At 47.7% G+C, this 15,614-nt stretch carries 17 protein-coding genes; 4 read left to right on the top strand and 13 right to left on the bottom strand.

Going from position 1 to position 15,614, the window contains the following annotated elements; genetic code table 11:
- Positions 1 to 19 precede the first annotated feature (19 nt).
- From bamB to rlmN, 7 genes are all read right to left on the bottom strand, one after another.
- Positions 20 to 1,204: an outer membrane protein assembly factor BamB gene (gene bamB / locus HR45_RS06245; RefSeq protein WP_037440876.1), complete on the bottom strand. Its 1,185-nt coding sequence runs from the start codon at positions 1,202 to 1,204 to the stop codon at positions 20 to 22.
- A 10-nt stretch (positions 1,205 to 1,214) separates the two neighbouring features.
- On the bottom strand, positions 1,215 to 1,835 hold the full coding sequence (locus HR45_RS06250; RefSeq protein ID WP_037440877.1) for a YfgM family protein: 621 nt from the start codon (positions 1,833 to 1,835) through the stop codon (positions 1,215 to 1,217).
- 18 nt (positions 1,836 to 1,853) lie between these two features.
- Positions 1,854 to 3,134: a histidine--tRNA ligase gene (hisS, locus tag HR45_RS06255; protein WP_037440882.1), complete on the bottom strand. Its 1,281-nt coding sequence runs from the start codon at positions 3,132 to 3,134 to the stop codon at positions 1,854 to 1,856.
- 115 nt (positions 3,135 to 3,249) lie between these two features.
- Complete coding sequence (gene ispG / locus HR45_RS06260; protein WP_037440885.1) at positions 3,250 to 4,362, bottom strand: flavodoxin-dependent (E)-4-hydroxy-3-methylbut-2-enyl-diphosphate synthase; 1,113 nt, start codon at positions 4,360 to 4,362, stop codon at positions 3,250 to 3,252.
- Between the two features lie 55 nt (positions 4,363 to 4,417).
- Positions 4,418 to 5,368 (bottom strand): RodZ domain-containing protein, encoded by a 951-nt coding sequence (locus HR45_RS06265; RefSeq protein WP_037440887.1) that lies wholly within the window; start codon positions 5,366 to 5,368, stop codon positions 4,418 to 4,420.
- Entirely contained in the window at positions 5,368 to 6,153 is a 786-nt protein-coding gene (gene pilW / locus HR45_RS06270; RefSeq protein WP_037440889.1) for a type IV pilus biogenesis/stability protein PilW, read from the bottom strand. The genes HR45_RS06265 and pilW overlap by 1 nt, the downstream gene beginning before the upstream one ends.
- A 31-nt stretch (positions 6,154 to 6,184) precedes the next feature.
- Positions 6,185 to 7,306 (bottom strand): dual-specificity RNA methyltransferase RlmN, encoded by a 1,122-nt coding sequence (gene rlmN / locus HR45_RS06275; RefSeq protein ID WP_037440891.1) that lies wholly within the window; start codon positions 7,304 to 7,306, stop codon positions 6,185 to 6,187.
- Positions 7,307 to 7,526: 220 nt separating this feature from the next.
- Between rlmN and HR45_RS06280 the strand changes: the two genes are divergently transcribed.
- Entirely contained in the window at positions 7,527 to 8,600 is a 1,074-nt protein-coding gene (locus HR45_RS06280; protein WP_037440893.1) for a CNNM domain-containing protein, read from the top strand.
- Positions 8,601 to 8,683: 83 nt separating this feature from the next.
- Positions 8,684 to 10,417 carry a bifunctional metallophosphatase/5'-nucleotidase gene (locus tag HR45_RS06285; protein WP_037440894.1) on the top strand — a complete coding sequence of 578 codons (1,734 nt, stop codon included), beginning with the start codon at positions 8,684 to 8,686 and terminating at the stop codon, positions 10,415 to 10,417.
- A gap of 93 nt (positions 10,418 to 10,510) precedes the next feature.
- Here HR45_RS06285 and HR45_RS06290 read toward each other — a convergent pair whose 3' ends face one another.
- The 3 genes from HR45_RS06290 to HR45_RS06300 form a co-directional block, all read right to left on the bottom strand.
- The gene (locus HR45_RS06290) at positions 10,511 to 11,176 is read right to left on the bottom strand and encodes a transglycosylase domain-containing protein (protein WP_037440896.1); all 666 of its coding nucleotides are present in this window, start codon (positions 11,174 to 11,176) and stop codon (positions 10,511 to 10,513) included.
- The gene (locus HR45_RS06295) at positions 11,155 to 11,649 is read right to left on the bottom strand and encodes a hypothetical protein (protein WP_037440898.1); all 495 of its coding nucleotides are present in this window, start codon (positions 11,647 to 11,649) and stop codon (positions 11,155 to 11,157) included. Before HR45_RS06295 ends, HR45_RS06290 begins: the two co-directional genes overlap by 22 nt.
- A 175-nt stretch (positions 11,650 to 11,824) precedes the next feature.
- Complete coding sequence (locus tag HR45_RS06300) at positions 11,825 to 12,724, bottom strand: LysR substrate-binding domain-containing protein (protein WP_037441414.1); 900 nt, start codon at positions 12,722 to 12,724, stop codon at positions 11,825 to 11,827.
- A 147-nt stretch (positions 12,725 to 12,871) separates the two neighbouring features.
- Here HR45_RS06300 and HR45_RS06305 point away from each other — a divergent pair, with 147 nt between their 5' ends.
- The gene (locus HR45_RS06305; protein ID WP_037440901.1) at positions 12,872 to 13,312 is read left to right on the top strand and encodes a DoxX family protein; all 441 of its coding nucleotides are present in this window, start codon (positions 12,872 to 12,874) and stop codon (positions 13,310 to 13,312) included.
- Between the two features lie 11 nt (positions 13,313 to 13,323).
- Entirely contained in the window at positions 13,324 to 14,013 is a 690-nt protein-coding gene (locus tag HR45_RS06310) for a pirin family protein (RefSeq protein ID WP_037440903.1), read from the top strand.
- Between the two features lie 56 nt (positions 14,014 to 14,069).
- Here HR45_RS06310 and HR45_RS06315 read toward each other — a convergent pair whose 3' ends face one another.
- From HR45_RS06315 to HR45_RS06325, 3 genes are all read right to left on the bottom strand, one after another.
- Positions 14,070 to 14,570 (bottom strand): GNAT family N-acetyltransferase, encoded by a 501-nt coding sequence (locus HR45_RS06315; protein ID WP_037440905.1) that lies wholly within the window; start codon positions 14,568 to 14,570, stop codon positions 14,070 to 14,072.
- 220 nt (positions 14,571 to 14,790) lie between these two features.
- Positions 14,791 to 15,090 (bottom strand): hypothetical protein, encoded by a 300-nt coding sequence (locus HR45_RS06320; RefSeq protein ID WP_037440907.1) that lies wholly within the window; start codon positions 15,088 to 15,090, stop codon positions 14,791 to 14,793.
- A 72-nt stretch (positions 15,091 to 15,162) separates the two neighbouring features.
- On the bottom strand, positions 15,163 to 15,387 hold the full coding sequence (locus tag HR45_RS06325; RefSeq protein ID WP_037440909.1) for a DUF3820 family protein: 225 nt from the start codon (positions 15,385 to 15,387) through the stop codon (positions 15,163 to 15,165).
- Between the last annotated feature and the right edge of the window lie 227 nt (positions 15,388 to 15,614).

Raw genomic sequence — 15,614 nt, forward strand, 5'->3', positions numbered from 1 at the left:
TAATCGAGCAAGGTGCTCCTTACGGGAGAGTAATCACGGCAATATTGCCGGAACGTCCTTGCACATAAATTTTATCATCAACCACGATTGGCTGGCTAAATAAGCCTGAGCTGTCTACCGAAATGCGGCCAACCAGCTTACCCGTTTCGCGGTCAAAGAAGTGCAGATAACCTTCAAAATCACCTGCCACAATATAGTTGCGATACGCTGCTGGTGAAGTCAGCTCACGGTTCAGTAAGTCTGAATTACTCCACAACTCCTGACCATTACGACGATCCACGGCATAGACACGGCTGTGGTCATCCACCAGATACAGCTGCAGTCCTGAATGCGCTAACTCGTGATAACTTGAGTATTTACGTGACCAAACCACACGGCCACTGCGCATCTCAATACTCGCAAGGTTGCCATTGTAACTGACCGCGTAAATATTCTCACCCAAAAGCAGTGGCGTCATATCAACATCGGCCATTCGCGCAAACTCATTACCACCTTTTGGTGTATAGATTGGCGCTTCCCAAGCGGCTTGACCGTTGGCTTTCACAATCACGACGACTTTGCCATCAGCTGTGCCCACAAATACACCACCTTCAGCATAGGCTGGAGAACTGGTGCCACGCAGGGTCAGGCTTGGCATAGTGGACTCATAGCTCCACTTTTTCTCGCCAGTATCGATATCAAAAGCATCTACCACGCCTTTGCCGCTGTTAACGACAACAACGTCTTCGGCTGCAACCGGAGTAGATAATAACTCACCGCTGGCATGTGCTTTCCAAACAAGCTTGCCATCATCAGCGTTCAGCGCGACAAATAAACCGCTTTCATCGCCGACAAACAGTTTGTTCTGTGCCGCATAAAGACCGCCAGCGATACGTGCGCCTTGGGTTTCTTTCAGTTCGCTATCACCAAATAGATCGTCAAAATCTACTGACCATACTTCATAGCCAGTTTGCTGATCAAATGCGGTAACTTTACCGTCACGTGAGGCAACAAATACTTTGCCGTAACGCACCTCAGGATGCAGACGCGAAAAATAATCACCAACGCCGTCACCGACTGAATCACTCCAGACAACTTGTGGGTCAATCGTCTGCTGGATGTCCGGCAGGTCATTCACCACAATCTCTTCATCGTTTGAAGCACATCCGCTCAATACGCCAACAGCTAAACCACAGGCGATCAGTGTCTTACACCATAACTTCATTGGCGATTCCTTAAGCCTGAGTCAAATTGTCGAGTTTCACTTGCAGGGCTGGACTGTTAACCACCCCACCTTTCTCTACAGCTTCCTGATAAGCGGTTTTAGCATTGGCTAAGTCGCCTTTGCGAACCAGAAAATCGCCTTTTAATTCGGCCTTTTCAGCAGCAAATGCAGCGCTGCTTACTGTGTCTAAGGTGCTTAATGCACTGTCAATTTGCCCTTGTTCAGCCTGCACCCGCGCCAGACGCAAAGCAGCGATAGTTTCTACCGCTTCACCTGGTTTAGCTGCAATTGCTGCCTGCAGAGCTGATTCAGCCTTTGCTAAATCACCAGCTTGTACGGCGGTCTTAGCAACCACCAGTTGCAACAATGCTGAGTAACCTACTTGAGAATGTGTTTTATCAAATTCGGCAGCTGCAGCGGTTAACGCTTTTTCGTCTTGGCTGTTTTGTACGACTTGGTTAAACGCCTGTGACGCGGCTTCCGTCTGTTTAACTTGATGATCTGTGTACCAGTTCCAGCCATACAGCGCACCCAAACCAATCACTGCACCAGCAAGGATTGAAGTTCCATAGTCTTGCCAGAACTTTTTGATCGCTTCAACTTGTTGTTCTTCTGTGCTGTAAATTTCCACGCGCACTTCCTCTAAAAATTATTTTTTAATATGTTCTGCCAAATAAGCGGCCAACGCGGCACGATCAACTGACTGCTGTTCGCTATCATCACGCAATGGTTTTACGACCACCTGATTCGCTGCCAGTTCATTTTCGCCGATAATAAGTGCATAAGCTGCACCGCTTTTGTCAGCACGTTTCATTTGCTTTTTAAAGTTGCCACCACCGCAGTGAGTCATCACACGCAGTGTGGGTAATGCTTGACGCAATTCTTGCGCAATCTTCATTGCTGCTGGCACACACTGCTCGCCCATCGCGGTTACATAGGCATCTACAGTCGATGCTACGTCAGCGTTCAATTCGAGCGTTTCCAGCAACAAAACGATACGTTCTAAGCCCATGGCAAAACCAACGGCCGGCGTATCTTTACCACCTAACTGTCCCACCAAACCATCGTAGCGACCACCGGCTAACACAGTGCCTTGCGCACCTAAGCTGTCAGTGACCCACTCAAATACAGTGCGGTTGTAGTAGTCCAAGCCACGTACCAAGCGTGGATTAACCTTGTATTGGATGCCTACTGCTTCAAGTAGTTCACACAGGCGGGCAAAATGTGCTTTTGAGTCGTCTTCGAGGTAGTCAGCCAATACTGGAGCATCCCCCAACAAGGCTTGTACTTGTGGGTCTTTGCTATCCAATACGCGCAATGGGTTGCTATACATGCGGCGCTGGCTGTCTTCGTCGAGTTTGTCTTTATGCTGTTCTAAAAACGCCACCAATGCATCGCGATACGCCGCACGCTCGTGGTTATCACCCAGCGTATTCAGCTCCAGCGTTACATGATCGGTAAGGCCTAATTTTTCCCATAAAGATGCAGACAGCATTAATACTTCAGCATCGATTTCAGCAGAGGCAATACCGTAGACTTCCACCCCAAATTGATGGAATTGGCGATAGCGGCCTTTTTGTGGACGTTCATGGCGGAACATAGGACCGATATACCACAGGCGCTGTTCTTGGTTATACAGCAAGCCGTGTTCATTACCAGCACGCACAGTCGACGCGGTACCTTCTGGACGCAAGGTCAGACTGTCGCCATTGCGATCAGCAAAGGTATACATCTCTTTTTCAACGATATCGGTCACTTCACCGATAGAACGTTTGAACAGGTCAGTACTTTCTACGATAGGAGTACGGATTTCACTGTATCCGAAGGAAGCCACTGAAGCGCGCAAAACCGCTTCAACTTTCTGCCATACGGGGCTCTGGGTCGGCAGAATATCGTTCATGCCGCGAATCGCTTGGATCTGTTTTGCCACTGTTAAACTCGTATTATTCCGCGCCGGAAAATCAAAAATGCCAGCATTATAGGCGGTTCGCCATTAAACTCAAACCGCCGAACGCTAGGCACTTCACATTCAGCATCATTTGCCGTTACTTGTCTTGTTGCACCTCGATGCGATTTGCAAGTGTCGCCGCTTTCGCGCGGATCTTTGCTTCCAATGCATCAATCAAGTCGTTGTTGTCGAGGCGTTCCTTCTGACGTACACCATCTTCGTAGAGGCCGCTTTTATTATGACCACCGGTCAAACCAAGGTTTGACACCAGCGCTTCACCTGGGCCGTTCACTACACAACCAATAATTGACACATCCATTGGTGTGACGATGTCATCTAAGCGTTGCTCCAGCGCATTTACAGTACCAATCACATCAAACTCTTGGCGAGAACACGAAGGACAGGCAATAAAGTTAATGCCACGAGAGCGAATGCGCAGCGATTTCAGAATATCAAAGCCCACTTTGATCTCTTCAACCGGATCGGCCGCTAATGAAATTCGAATGGTGTCACCAATACCTTCTGCGAGCAGCATTCCAAGGCCTACGGCTGACTTAACAGAACCTGCACGTGCGCCACCAGCTTCGGTGATACCTAAGTGCAACGGTTGTTTAATCTGCTTTGCCAGCAAGCGATATGACTCAACCGCGAGAAACACGTCCGAGGCTTTAACTGACACTTTGAACTGATCGAAGTTAAGTCGGTCGAGAATCTCGACGTGGCGCATGGCAGATTCCACCAAGGCTTCAGGCGTTGGCTCTTTGTATTTATCCATCAAGTCTTTCTCAAGACTGCCGCCGTTTACGCCAATACGGATTGGAATATTGTGGTCACGGGCCGAATCCACTACTTGGCGGATACGCTCTTCGTTGCCGATATTGCCTGGATTGATACGCAAACAATCAGCACCGTATTCAGCCACTTTAAGGGCGATGCGATAATCGAAATGGATATCGGCCACTAACGGGATATGGGTTTGTTGCTTAATCAATTTGAACGCTTCAGCAGCGTCCATGGTCGGTACAGACACGCGCACGATATCAGCACCCACTCGCTCTAACGCATGAATTTGCTTGAGCGTGGCTTCAACATCTGTGGTACGGGTGTTGGTCATCGATTGCACGGCAATCGGCGCGCCGTCACCAATGGGAACATTGCCAACATAGATGCGGCTTGACGGGCGACGTTTGATTGGAGATTCACTGTACATCGTAATTGCTCTTACTCATGTCCGGTATCTTGACCGGCAGAATGGGGTTCAAATATCAGGCTTGCGGTAACGTCAGTCGTGCGACCCGCCCTGCCGGATATTTATCAAGACTCACTTGGGCGCCATTATACGTCATTGTGACTGATTCAGGAGCGCCAAGTACGACTTTGATTGGAGGAATTCCGGCCACCTGAATGTGGCGGCCAGCATTTTTGAGGCCATCAGCTAACACTTGTCCTTGCCCATCAGTAATTTGCAGCCAGCAATCACCCGCCAGCGATAACTCAAGCGCAACGCTGCTGGCATGGCTAGCAGTCTCTGCGGCGCTTGATTCAGTCTCGTTGGTGTCAGAAATTGCTGGGGCGACTGAGGTAGCACCAGCTTGTTCGCTGGCATTGGGCACATCGGCGTCATCAGCGCTCACTTGGCTATTATCAGTATTCGATGGCGGTTCTTCTACTTGCGGCTCAGCGGCTGGCGGTGTTGTTTGAGTATCATTGCTCGCTGGCGTTTGTTCGACAGGTGTTTGCAGTTCTTCAATAGTAGGTTCAGATAGATGTTCATCAACGCTTGCGGGCTTTTGCCACCACCACCACACGGCCAAGGCCAACGAAATCAACACGATTAAGTATGTTAGCCACATCCAACGCGTTTCACGTTTTTTAATACTGGTTTTTCGCGAAAAGCTTTGCATTGATGGCGGGGTAACGGTTGGCACTTGGTGCGCCAAACATTGCTCCACAAGCGCATGGTCAGCTTCTACTAACCGCGCATAATTGCGCACGTAGCCGCGAACGTAGGTTGCAGAGGAGATATTACTAAAATCATCCTGTTCAATCTCTTCAACTACAGCAACGCGCAGGTGCAAACGAGTAGCCACTTCGGCTACCGACAATTTTTTTGTTTCGCGAGCTGCTTTGAGCACCGCGCCGAGCAGTTCCAGTTGCTCTTCAATTCCTTCTGACTTTTGCACTTCCTTGTCAATATTATTATTCGATTCAGTCATCAGTGCATGTTTGTCCGGTATGCTTTTGCTTGGGGTGATTGCGGGAATTTTGCCAGCAACAAAATGCCATTACGTTTGGCTGCGTCAGTGTTGCCGAGTCCCGTTTCTATTTTTACCGCGAGCGCCAAGCTCTCAGCAGACATGGTAGCCACCTTGTCGTAACGCTGCAACATCACCTTGGCAGCGCTGTAATTGCCGATACCCTCTTCTAACGCTGCCATTTCTAATAAAGATACCCGCCGACGCGGCTCATACTTCAGCGCCATCCCAAAATATTGGCGAGCCTTGTCAACACTGCCAGCTTTACGCATGCAGATGCCCAGATTCTCATAACTGGACGCTGTGCGAGTGTATTTAGGATTGTTGATCGCACGCAAAAACATACGTTCGGATTTTTCGTATTTGGCTTCTTTACAGAGGAATACACCGAAGTTATTGGCGGCATCACCAGAGGCATCACGGGTATCAATTGCGCGGTCGTAAGTGTCTTCTGCTTTTTGCATTTCGCCGACACTTTCGTAGTAGTAGGCCATGGCAAGATTAACCTGCTCCAGCTCGGGAGCATATTCCATGGCGCGGTCAAGATTGGCTTTGGCTTGTTCGCTGTCCCTTTTTTTGAGGTAAGCAAGCCCTAGCTGACTGCGCTCAAGCGCGGCAGCTGTGCGGTCAAATTTACGTTCGGTAACAGGTGTATCGGTACCGGCATAAGTGCGCTCGGTGACACAGCCCGCTAATTGGGATGATGCCACCAGCAGCAAAAGTATACCGGGCAATCCATGCTTCATCGGTAAACCTATTAATTTGAGTAACAAAGAGTTAGCTCATTGTGACCGAAATTTGATTCTGTTGCATTTGTTTTTTTGCAAGACGTTTAGTGCGGTCGCGAATATCGCCAGCCAGCTGACCACAAGCCGCATCAATATCGTCGCCGCGGGTCTTACGGACAACCACTGTCAGACCATATTCCATCAGCACTTTAGAGAAACGGTCGATACGTGAGTTGGAAGAACGGCCATAAGGTGAGCCCGGATATGGATTAAACGGAATCAAATTCACCTTACATGGGGTGTCTTTCATCAGCTGAGCCAACTCGTGCGCTTGGTCGGTGCTGTCGTTGATGTGATCGAGCATCACATACTCCAGCGTTACTCGGCCGCGGTTAGCATTGGTTTTAGCGATATAGCGGCGAATGGCACCAAGGAACTCTTGCAAGGGGTACTTTTTGTTGATCGGTACCAGCTCGTTGCGTAGCGCATCATTCGGTGCGTGAATACTGACGGCCAGTGCGATGTCGAGCGATTCACCCAACTTATCTAACGCGGGCACCACACCTGAGGTAGACAAGGTCACACGGCGTTTTGACAGGGCAAAGGCAAAATCATCCAGCATGATTTCGATTGCCGGAATGACGTTGTTCAGGTTCAGTAACGGCTCGCCCATACCCATCATCACCACGTTGGTGATCGGACGGTCACCGGTATCCTTTTGGAAGCCCAAAAATTGCGCTACACGCCAGATCTGGCCGATGATTTCAGACACTTTTAGGTTACGGTTAAAGCCTTGCTGTGCGGTTGAACAGAAAGTGCATTCCAGCGCACACCCCACCTGCGAAGAGACGCACAAGGTCGCGCGATCTTCCTCGGGAATGTAAACGGTTTCCACTTCTTGGCCATCACCCACGTTAATCGCAAACTTGATGGTGCCATCGGTAGATTTTTGATATTGCGAGATTTCTGGCGCGACGATTTCGCAACGTGCCGCTAATTTCTCACGCAGTTTTTTATTGATGTTGGTCATCTGCTCAAAATCGTCAACGCCGAAGTGATAGATCCACTTCATCACTTGATCGGCACGAAACGGTTTTTCGCCCCACTCGGCAAATAACTCACGTAGCGCTTTACGATCTAAATCAAGCAGATTGATTTTTTTGTCGCTCATTACTGTTCCTCAACACCAAAACCCGCAACAGGGCGGCGAATTATACAGATCGGCCGGCAGATGTGCCAGTTATATCCTAGCGCTTAACTAGGTTTTTCACTCCGATATTTTGCCGCTCACGCTATGCGGACGTCTAAAATTAAGTTTTGGCTCATTTCGACCATGATACTCTGCCCTTAGGCCAATGTCGGCCACAATATGAGGTGTAAAGCTTTCCGTTATGTTAACCCTGATTGTGATTATTCTTTTGGCGCTGAGCTTTTCATTTCTCTGTAGCGTATTCGAAGCAGTACTGCTATCGGTAACACCGAGTTATATCGCAAATTTACGCCAGCATCACCCGTCTGCGGCGGCACGCTTGTCGCAGCAAAAAGACAACGTTGAATCCCCCTTGGTGGCGATACTCACCATTAACACCATTGCTCATACCGTCGGAGCGGCAGTAGCTGGCGCGCAGGCAGCCAAAGTATTTGGTGACGAAATGCTGGGCGTATTTTCCGGTGTATTGACCTTTTTGATCCTGTTCTTCTCCGAGATTATTCCCAAAACTATTGGCGCCAATTACTGGCGATCTTTAGCGCCCGCAGTGTCACTCATCTTATTGTGGATGGAACGTTTAACGCGGCCGTTGATTTGGATGTCGAATAAAGTCACCCGACTATTAGGTAAGGGTGAATCGGGGCAGTTTGTCAGACAAGAGATTAGCGCCATGGCGGCAATCGGGTTGGAATCTGGAGAGTTAAATAAACAGGAAAGTAAAATTCTCACGCAAATGTTAAAGGCGCGCGATATCTCAGCTCATACCATTATGACGCCGCGCATTGTGATGTTTTCCTTGCCTGTCGACATGACCGTCAGTGAGTTTGCCCAGCAACATCGAGCGCAACCCTTTACCCGTATTCCGGTGTACCAAGATGAACCCGACAATGTTATCGGCTATGTCACGCGTACCGATGTATTGCTTGACGCCCATCATCACCCGCAACGGCCAATTGGAGAACTGAAGCATAATCTGTTGGTCGTGCCTGAAACCGCTAAGTTGTTGCCGCTCTTTGAACTGATGATTAAACGCAATACGCAAATTGCCATGGTGGCTGATGAGTATGGTAGCGGTTTAGGCCTAGTTACGCTCGAAGACATCATTGAATCTTTGCTGGGACTGGAAATTGTCGACATCAATGATCCCGCCATCGATATGCAACAATTAGCGCGTAACCTTTGGAAAAGACGCATGAAAGACAAAGGCATACGTCTATCTGAGGATAATGACGACGCCGACGCTAGCGCCAAGTAAACGCATTCGCTAACAAGGCAAGTCTACAAGGCTCCCTTGTTCTTCAGTGTTGCAAGTGTACAATCGTGTGCTTAGTGAAGAGGATGTCCATGAATTACCGATTAACACTTGCCCATATCAACGATACTCACTCCCATTTTGATGCCAGTCTCGTCCGGCTTAAAGTTCAACTAGGTCAGCGCCAGTTTAGTTTAGCCAGTCATAGTGGCGGCTATCCGCGCATTGCGGCGCAGGTGCAGCGACTACGAGCCGAAGCTGAGTTGAATAACCAGGAGATGCTGTTTCTTCATGGCGGTGATAGCTTTCATGGCACCCTGTTTTACAGTCATTTTAAAGGCCAAGCCAATGCACGAGTGCTGGACTATCTACGTCCTGATGCAATGGTGATCGGTAATCACGATATCGATGACGGTAACGCCACCCTCGCTAATTTTATTGCCAAGGTGTCATTCCCGGTGATGGCGGCCAATATGGATTTAGCCCGCGAGGATTTGCACAAGCAGCCAAGGCTCACGCCGCTAGCTAACCTGCTTCGCTTTGATAACGCCGCAGGTATTGGGCAGCCCCTGATCAAACCGTTTTATGATAAGCAATTGGCCATTATTGGTATCACGCTCGATCAAATGAAACGCGTTGCGAGACCAGATCCTGACACCGAGTTTTTGCCCGCATTTGATACCGTTGCTAACACCATTAAGCAACTGCAACAGCAAGGCATACGACACATTATTGTACTGAGTCACCTCGGCTACGATATGGACAAATGTATGGCCGATGCTGTTGACGGGATCAGCTTAATTGTCGGCGGTCACACTCACACATTGATGGGTGATTTTGCTGAGTTTGGCTTACCTTGTGTGCCTTATGGTGAATTCATCAACGGCGTTCCGGTATTACAAGCGGGCAAACATGCTGAAGCATTGGGTATTGCCGATATCGCGTTTGATGCTGACGGCAAAGTGACTCAGCTTAACGGCAGCAGTTGCTTAATGTTGGATCGCCACTTTATGCTCAGTGGCGATACGCCAGCGACCGAGCAGGATTATCGTGATGCCACCGAGTTACTACACCAACACTCAGGCATTCTGTGGGATGAACAAGACGAGCAACTCAAAGAGCTGATTGACACCGAGTTCCACCCAGCGCTGCGCTCGATGGAGCAGCAAGTAATCGCCATGGTACCACGAACATTGGCACACACGCGTTTACCAAGTCAGCGCTTACCCCATGGCAGTGAAATTGCGCCGCTAGTGAGCCAAAGCATGTACATGGCAGCCAGAGAGCAACTGCCGAATTTGGATTTTGCGCTGCACAATGCCGGTGGCGTGCGCCAATCTCTGGAGCAAGGTGAAGTAACCTTTGCCGATATTATGGGACGATTGCTGCCGTTTGAGTTGCCGTTGGTATGCTATGAAATTCAAGGCGTTCATTTGAAGCAGGTGCTGGAATCCGCCATTAACGAAGCCACCAACAACAGTGTCATCGGCACTGGCGCCGGCAGTTTTCCTTACACCCACCGACTACGTTACTTTTACGATGGCACGCAAGCATTAGGGCATCGCCTCGTGAAGTTAGAACTGCTACGCGACAACGGTGATTGGTGTGAAGTGATCGAACAGCAAAGCTATATCGGCGTCTCCACCAGTTATACCACCAGCGGTAAAGAGGGTTACGATGCCTTGCTGCAAGCGCAGTGGCAACGTTCACTCACCGATATCACCCTGCCGGGGGCCTTTATTCGCATGCTCAGCCATGATGATATACCGCTAGAGCCCGCCATACCGATGGTAAATTACATCAGTCATCGAAATAGCTAGTTTGGTAATTAAGTAACTAAAAATCCGCCTATTTGAGTTAGAGTTTGAAGTTACCAATTGATTATAAAAAGATATTAGATAATAAACTCTGGGCTAAGATTCAAAAAATACTAAACGTTTTTTTTCATTATTGAGTAACTTATTAGCAGAATTGTATTGTTGCACAATCCATTCTGTTCTTTTGGAATGTTTCTCCAACCAAACCGGAGACACCCTTTCCGGCTGCGGATATTTGAGTCTGGCAACAGCACCTGCGTAAAAACTTAGCTCAAAAGACTCAGGGGATAATTGTTCTATGAGCTCGCTCAAACCACGCATTTGCGAACCAAAAAAGGCAATAGACAGGTAACTTTCAGCAATTTGCTGTTTTTTCAGTCTTAAACAAACCAGATGGGACAGTAACTGTTCAAAAAACTTCCTTGTTAAAGTTCTTTCATAGCGTCCAATAACTGTACGAACAAACTGTTGCTCAATAGTACTAGCGCCCTGTATTCGACCTTTTATAATCGACCAAATTGCTCTTACGATCCCAAAATAATCGACACCAAGATGGCTTTGACCTCGTTTATCTTCCCCCAAATAAAGGCATTGAATAAGTTCTTGAGGGTAGGTTTTATCGTTTTCGCGAACAGTATTAATGCACAGGTTATAATAAAACCGCACATTCCCAATGTTAAAAAAATAACATAAGACGGCCATTACAAGCATTGGAAGCGACAATAATATATACACAAACTTCAAAAAGGCTCTCTTTGCCACCTGGAAACTCCTTCTTGATCTGCTACAAATGAGCAAAAATTGCCTCTTAATCGCCGCTTATTTACTGTCAATGTGAAATAGTTTGTTGACTCACGACCTTTTCCTTGCTCGCTAACATGAATATGGACCCTGTCTTTGCTGAAATAGTTTTTCTCGTACGTGCCTGTCAATTTACCGCGAGAACGATGTTCTCCTATATAGGGACGTTCACCTGTACTAGATTTCTCATAGACTTTTTCAACTGAACCATGAAGCTGATTACCTTCACGCCAAATAACTCCAACGTAATGCAATTCCATATCTTTATAGGGATTGTATACGGTTTTTTGGGTAATCATATTAAAGTGCCATTTGCCTGTTACATCAGCGACTCCAAACCACTTTTCTCGCACCCAAAAGAAAAAAATAGCTAAAACAATACCCCCAAAAATTGTAGAAGCTGACCCAATCCAAAAGCTTTCCCAAATGCCCATGTGTGCTCCATTTTGCTAACTATTTATATGTGCCAATACATGCTTTCAAAATCTGACGACTACTCAGTAAAAATGTATAACCAATTAATAACAAAAAACTTTATTTTATAAATATTTGGAAAGACGCACGTATACAAACTTAATATCTTTGCATGTGCTCAGCATTTTGCTTTACCTATAATCCCAAACTCCAATTCGAATTCCGTAATCGCTCAACAAACCACGCGAGAGCCTTGCCCTGCTCGCCTTTGCGCCACGCCATATAGAGCGGTAGCGCTTCGCGTGGTTGCTCGACTTCACGCGCAATCAAGTTGCCGGTTTGAAGTGCAGTTTGGATCAGGTGTTTTGGCAAAAAACCAACGCCGATGCCTTGCTGCTGCATCGCGATTTTATCCGGCATCGACGAGACACGGATCACCTGCCGGCTGGCAAAGAGCCCACTAGAACGCTGGCTTAGCGCCTGCGAACTGTCAGCCACCACTACCGCGGGGTAATCTAGCAGCGCCTGCATCGGCACAATCCCCTTGCGTTGGGCTAACGGATGATGACTTGCCACCGCAAACACAAACTCCACCGTCGCTATCTGTTCAAGCTCGTACTGACCCCGCGGTAGCTCGCCAGACACGCCAATGGCGATATCAGCGCGCTTTGAATAGAGTGCATCCCAGCCACCACCGAGTGCCTCCTTGGAGACATTAATCGTGACCTGTTTGCCTAATTCAGTAAACTTGGCAATCGCCGTCAACAAAGGACCATCAGCCAGCACAGTATCAAGCGCTAACGAGATACTGGTTTCCCAGCCAGTCTCCAGCTGACGTACGGCGTTTTCCAGCCGCTGCGCCGCCGCCAAAATCTCCCGTCCTTCAGCCAATACCAACTGACCGGCATCGGTCAGGATAGAGCGTGTGCCTTGACGTTCAAATAGTTTGCTGCCGAGGTCTTGCTCAAGTTTTTGCACCGTATAAGTTAACGCTGAAGGAACGCGATAAAGCGACTCTGCTGCAGCCGCAAAACTTCCTTTTTTATCGATTGCATCCAATACCTTAAGTGCATCAAGACTGATAATAGATGACATCAAAACCTCTTGTTCAATTTTTTTGAAGTTAGCATTCAAAATGTTCCGATTTTCAAATCACTGAGTCAAGCCTAAACTTGCTTTCAACGAACGGAATAACGCATTCCAAACAAATTTCGCAATATCAAAATCACTGAGGAAAACATCATGAAAAAGTTCATTAAAACATTAGTCACTAACAACGCCGGTTTCGCACCATTAATGTTACGTGTCCCTGTCGGATTGATTCTGATGGCGCACGGCAGTCAAAAACTGTTTGGTTGGTTTGGAGGTTACGGCATCGCTGGCACTGGCCAATGGATGGAATCTATCGGCATCGCACCCGGGGAACTAATGGCATTTTTGGCAGGTTCCGGCGAATTTTTTGGCGGTCTGTTCTTGTTGTTAGGCTTGTTGATCCGCCCAGCCGCCGCAGTGGTAGCCTTCACCATGTTAGTCGCGCTGTTTACCGTCCATATTCATAACGGCCTGTTTATGGCTAACAATGGCTATGAATATGCGCTGACCTTGGCTGTAGTCGCAGGTTCATTACTGATATCAGGTGCCGGAAAAGTATCGTTAGATAACTGGTTGAGCCGTAAGCTATAAGGAGCACCACCATGATTACTATTCGAGCAGCAGCAGACCGTGGTCGCGCTAACTTTGGCTGGCTACAGAGCAAACACACCTTCTCTTTTGGACGCTACTACGATCCAGCATTTATGGGAGTATCGGCACTGCGCGTCATCAACGATGACACCGTGGCGCCAGCCGCCGGGTTTGATACCCACGGCCATCGCGATATGGAAATTATTAGCTATGTGACTGAAGGTGTCATTCAGCACAAAGACAGCTACGGTCATGAAATGACCTTACCTGCAGGAGAATTTCAATTGATGTCGGCGGGTAGCGGGATTACTCACAGCGAATACAACGGCTCTGACAAGGCGCCATTGAAGTTCCTGCAGATTTGGATTCAACCGAATCAGACAGGCACTACGCCAAGCTACCAACAACGCGAGTTTGCGCAGACTGCGTGGTTAACAGAGGTTGTCACCCCAGATGGGCGTAATGGTACCTTGCAAATTAAACAGGATGCCACAGTGTCGAAACTGGTGTTGGGCGCGGAGCAGCAACAAAGCCTAACGTTAAACGCTGAACGCACTTACTACGTGCATATCATCAGCGGCGAACTGCAGGTCGATGATATTCAGTTAACTGCGGGAGACGGCGCCACGATCAATGCTCAGACAGCGCTGCAATTTAACGCACTGACGAATATTGAAGCTTTGTTTTTTGATTTACCATAACCATGAACAATCAAGCCAACAGCCAAAAGCGCTGATGTTATAACGTCGGCGCTTTTTTAATGGGCGCTCAAATCACAACTCATTTTAAAACCCAGAAGTTGCTGCCCGCGTTTTTCCTGATAGCTTTTATGGCGCCTGACAAAGCCTTGCCGCGCAAATACTGATTGAGATTGTAACGACGCATCTGTGGTCAACCGCAGCCAGCCTGCAGTTCTTGACCAGGCTTGTGCTTGTCGAATTAATGTCGCCGCCACGCCACGCCGTTGATAGGCAGGTGCAACGTACAAACAACTCACATAACCACGATCGTGATAGCGACGCTCTAGCTGAATAAACCCAATACACTGCTGATGATCCAGCGCTAGCCAAGCTTCGGCGTGTTTGAGCCTTAGTTGCCAAAACTTATGAGAACGGGGGGCACTCGACCATGCGGCGCATTGCTGCTGACTATAAAAGCCGCCCGATTGGGCGTGGACAGCCTGATGATAAAGCGTGGCAATTTGCGCTGCGTAATGGCGATGGTGCTGATGAGCATAGTGAACGTAACTGAGCGGCATGACCCTAACCCACAATCAAATCGCAGTAATATTCTGAGTAAACCTGATGAAAATCAAGCAAAAAATCTCATAAAAAAGCAGCCACTGACAAATACGCAGTGGCTGCTTCTATGGTGTTTAATGAATCAATATTGACCCGCTTACTTCATCACAGTTGACCCATGCGTAGGATTTGTATCTGAAGGGCCGCTAAAGGTTTAAATATGACTCTGCAACACGATTATTTCTTGGCGATTTCACCAACAAACATAATTTTGTCGAACGTGCGGTTTAAAGTTTTGCTAGTAAAGTTGCTCATCCACATCTGTTCTGCTAACTGCACTTTATCACCTTTAGTAACAGTCACTTGAGGACCTGCTGCCCAATAAGTAGTGTCACCTTCTTTTACCTGCACATAGGTGTAACCACCGCTGTCCATAGTATCCACGACAACCGCGTCGTGAACTCGGCCTTGCGCCCAAGCAGAAGACATACCAACCATCAGAGCGGCTGCAGCGAGAAGTTTTGCAAGTTTAGCCATTGCTATCGAATCCCTTAGTTAATAAAGACAGAATATTTAACCACGTGATACTTCGTATTTCACTAATACGCGTCACAGTTTAGCTCGGAGTAACGGACGTAACATCGACTCTAAGCCATTTAGTTTTACTTCATAAATCAGCGCCAACTGCTCCCCGAGTTTACCTTCGGGAAAGCCCTGCTTATGAAACCAGACAAGATAAGGCTCTGGAAGTTCCAATAATCGCCGTCCAGCATATTTGCCGAATGGCATCGTCTGGTTAATCGCATCCAATAATGCTTGTTGTTCGAATTCCATCTGAAGTATCTATCACTTACGTTAATTGAAGCTGATGCCATTAGCATACGGTTGTGCTATTAAGGCAAGAAAAGGCAGCGCTGAACATCTCTCTTTTATATCATTTTTGTATTTTAAAATTATTTATATTCCACATGAGAATATAAAAATCACCCGCACATGATTTAGATACAACTTAATTACATTTTCTGTTTTTCGTTACAATTAATCGTCACTGTCAAATTATA

The organism is Shewanella mangrovi, assembly GCF_000753795.1.
In the GTDB taxonomy this organism is placed as follows: domain Bacteria; phylum Pseudomonadota; class Gammaproteobacteria; order Enterobacterales; family Shewanellaceae; genus Shewanella; species Shewanella mangrovi.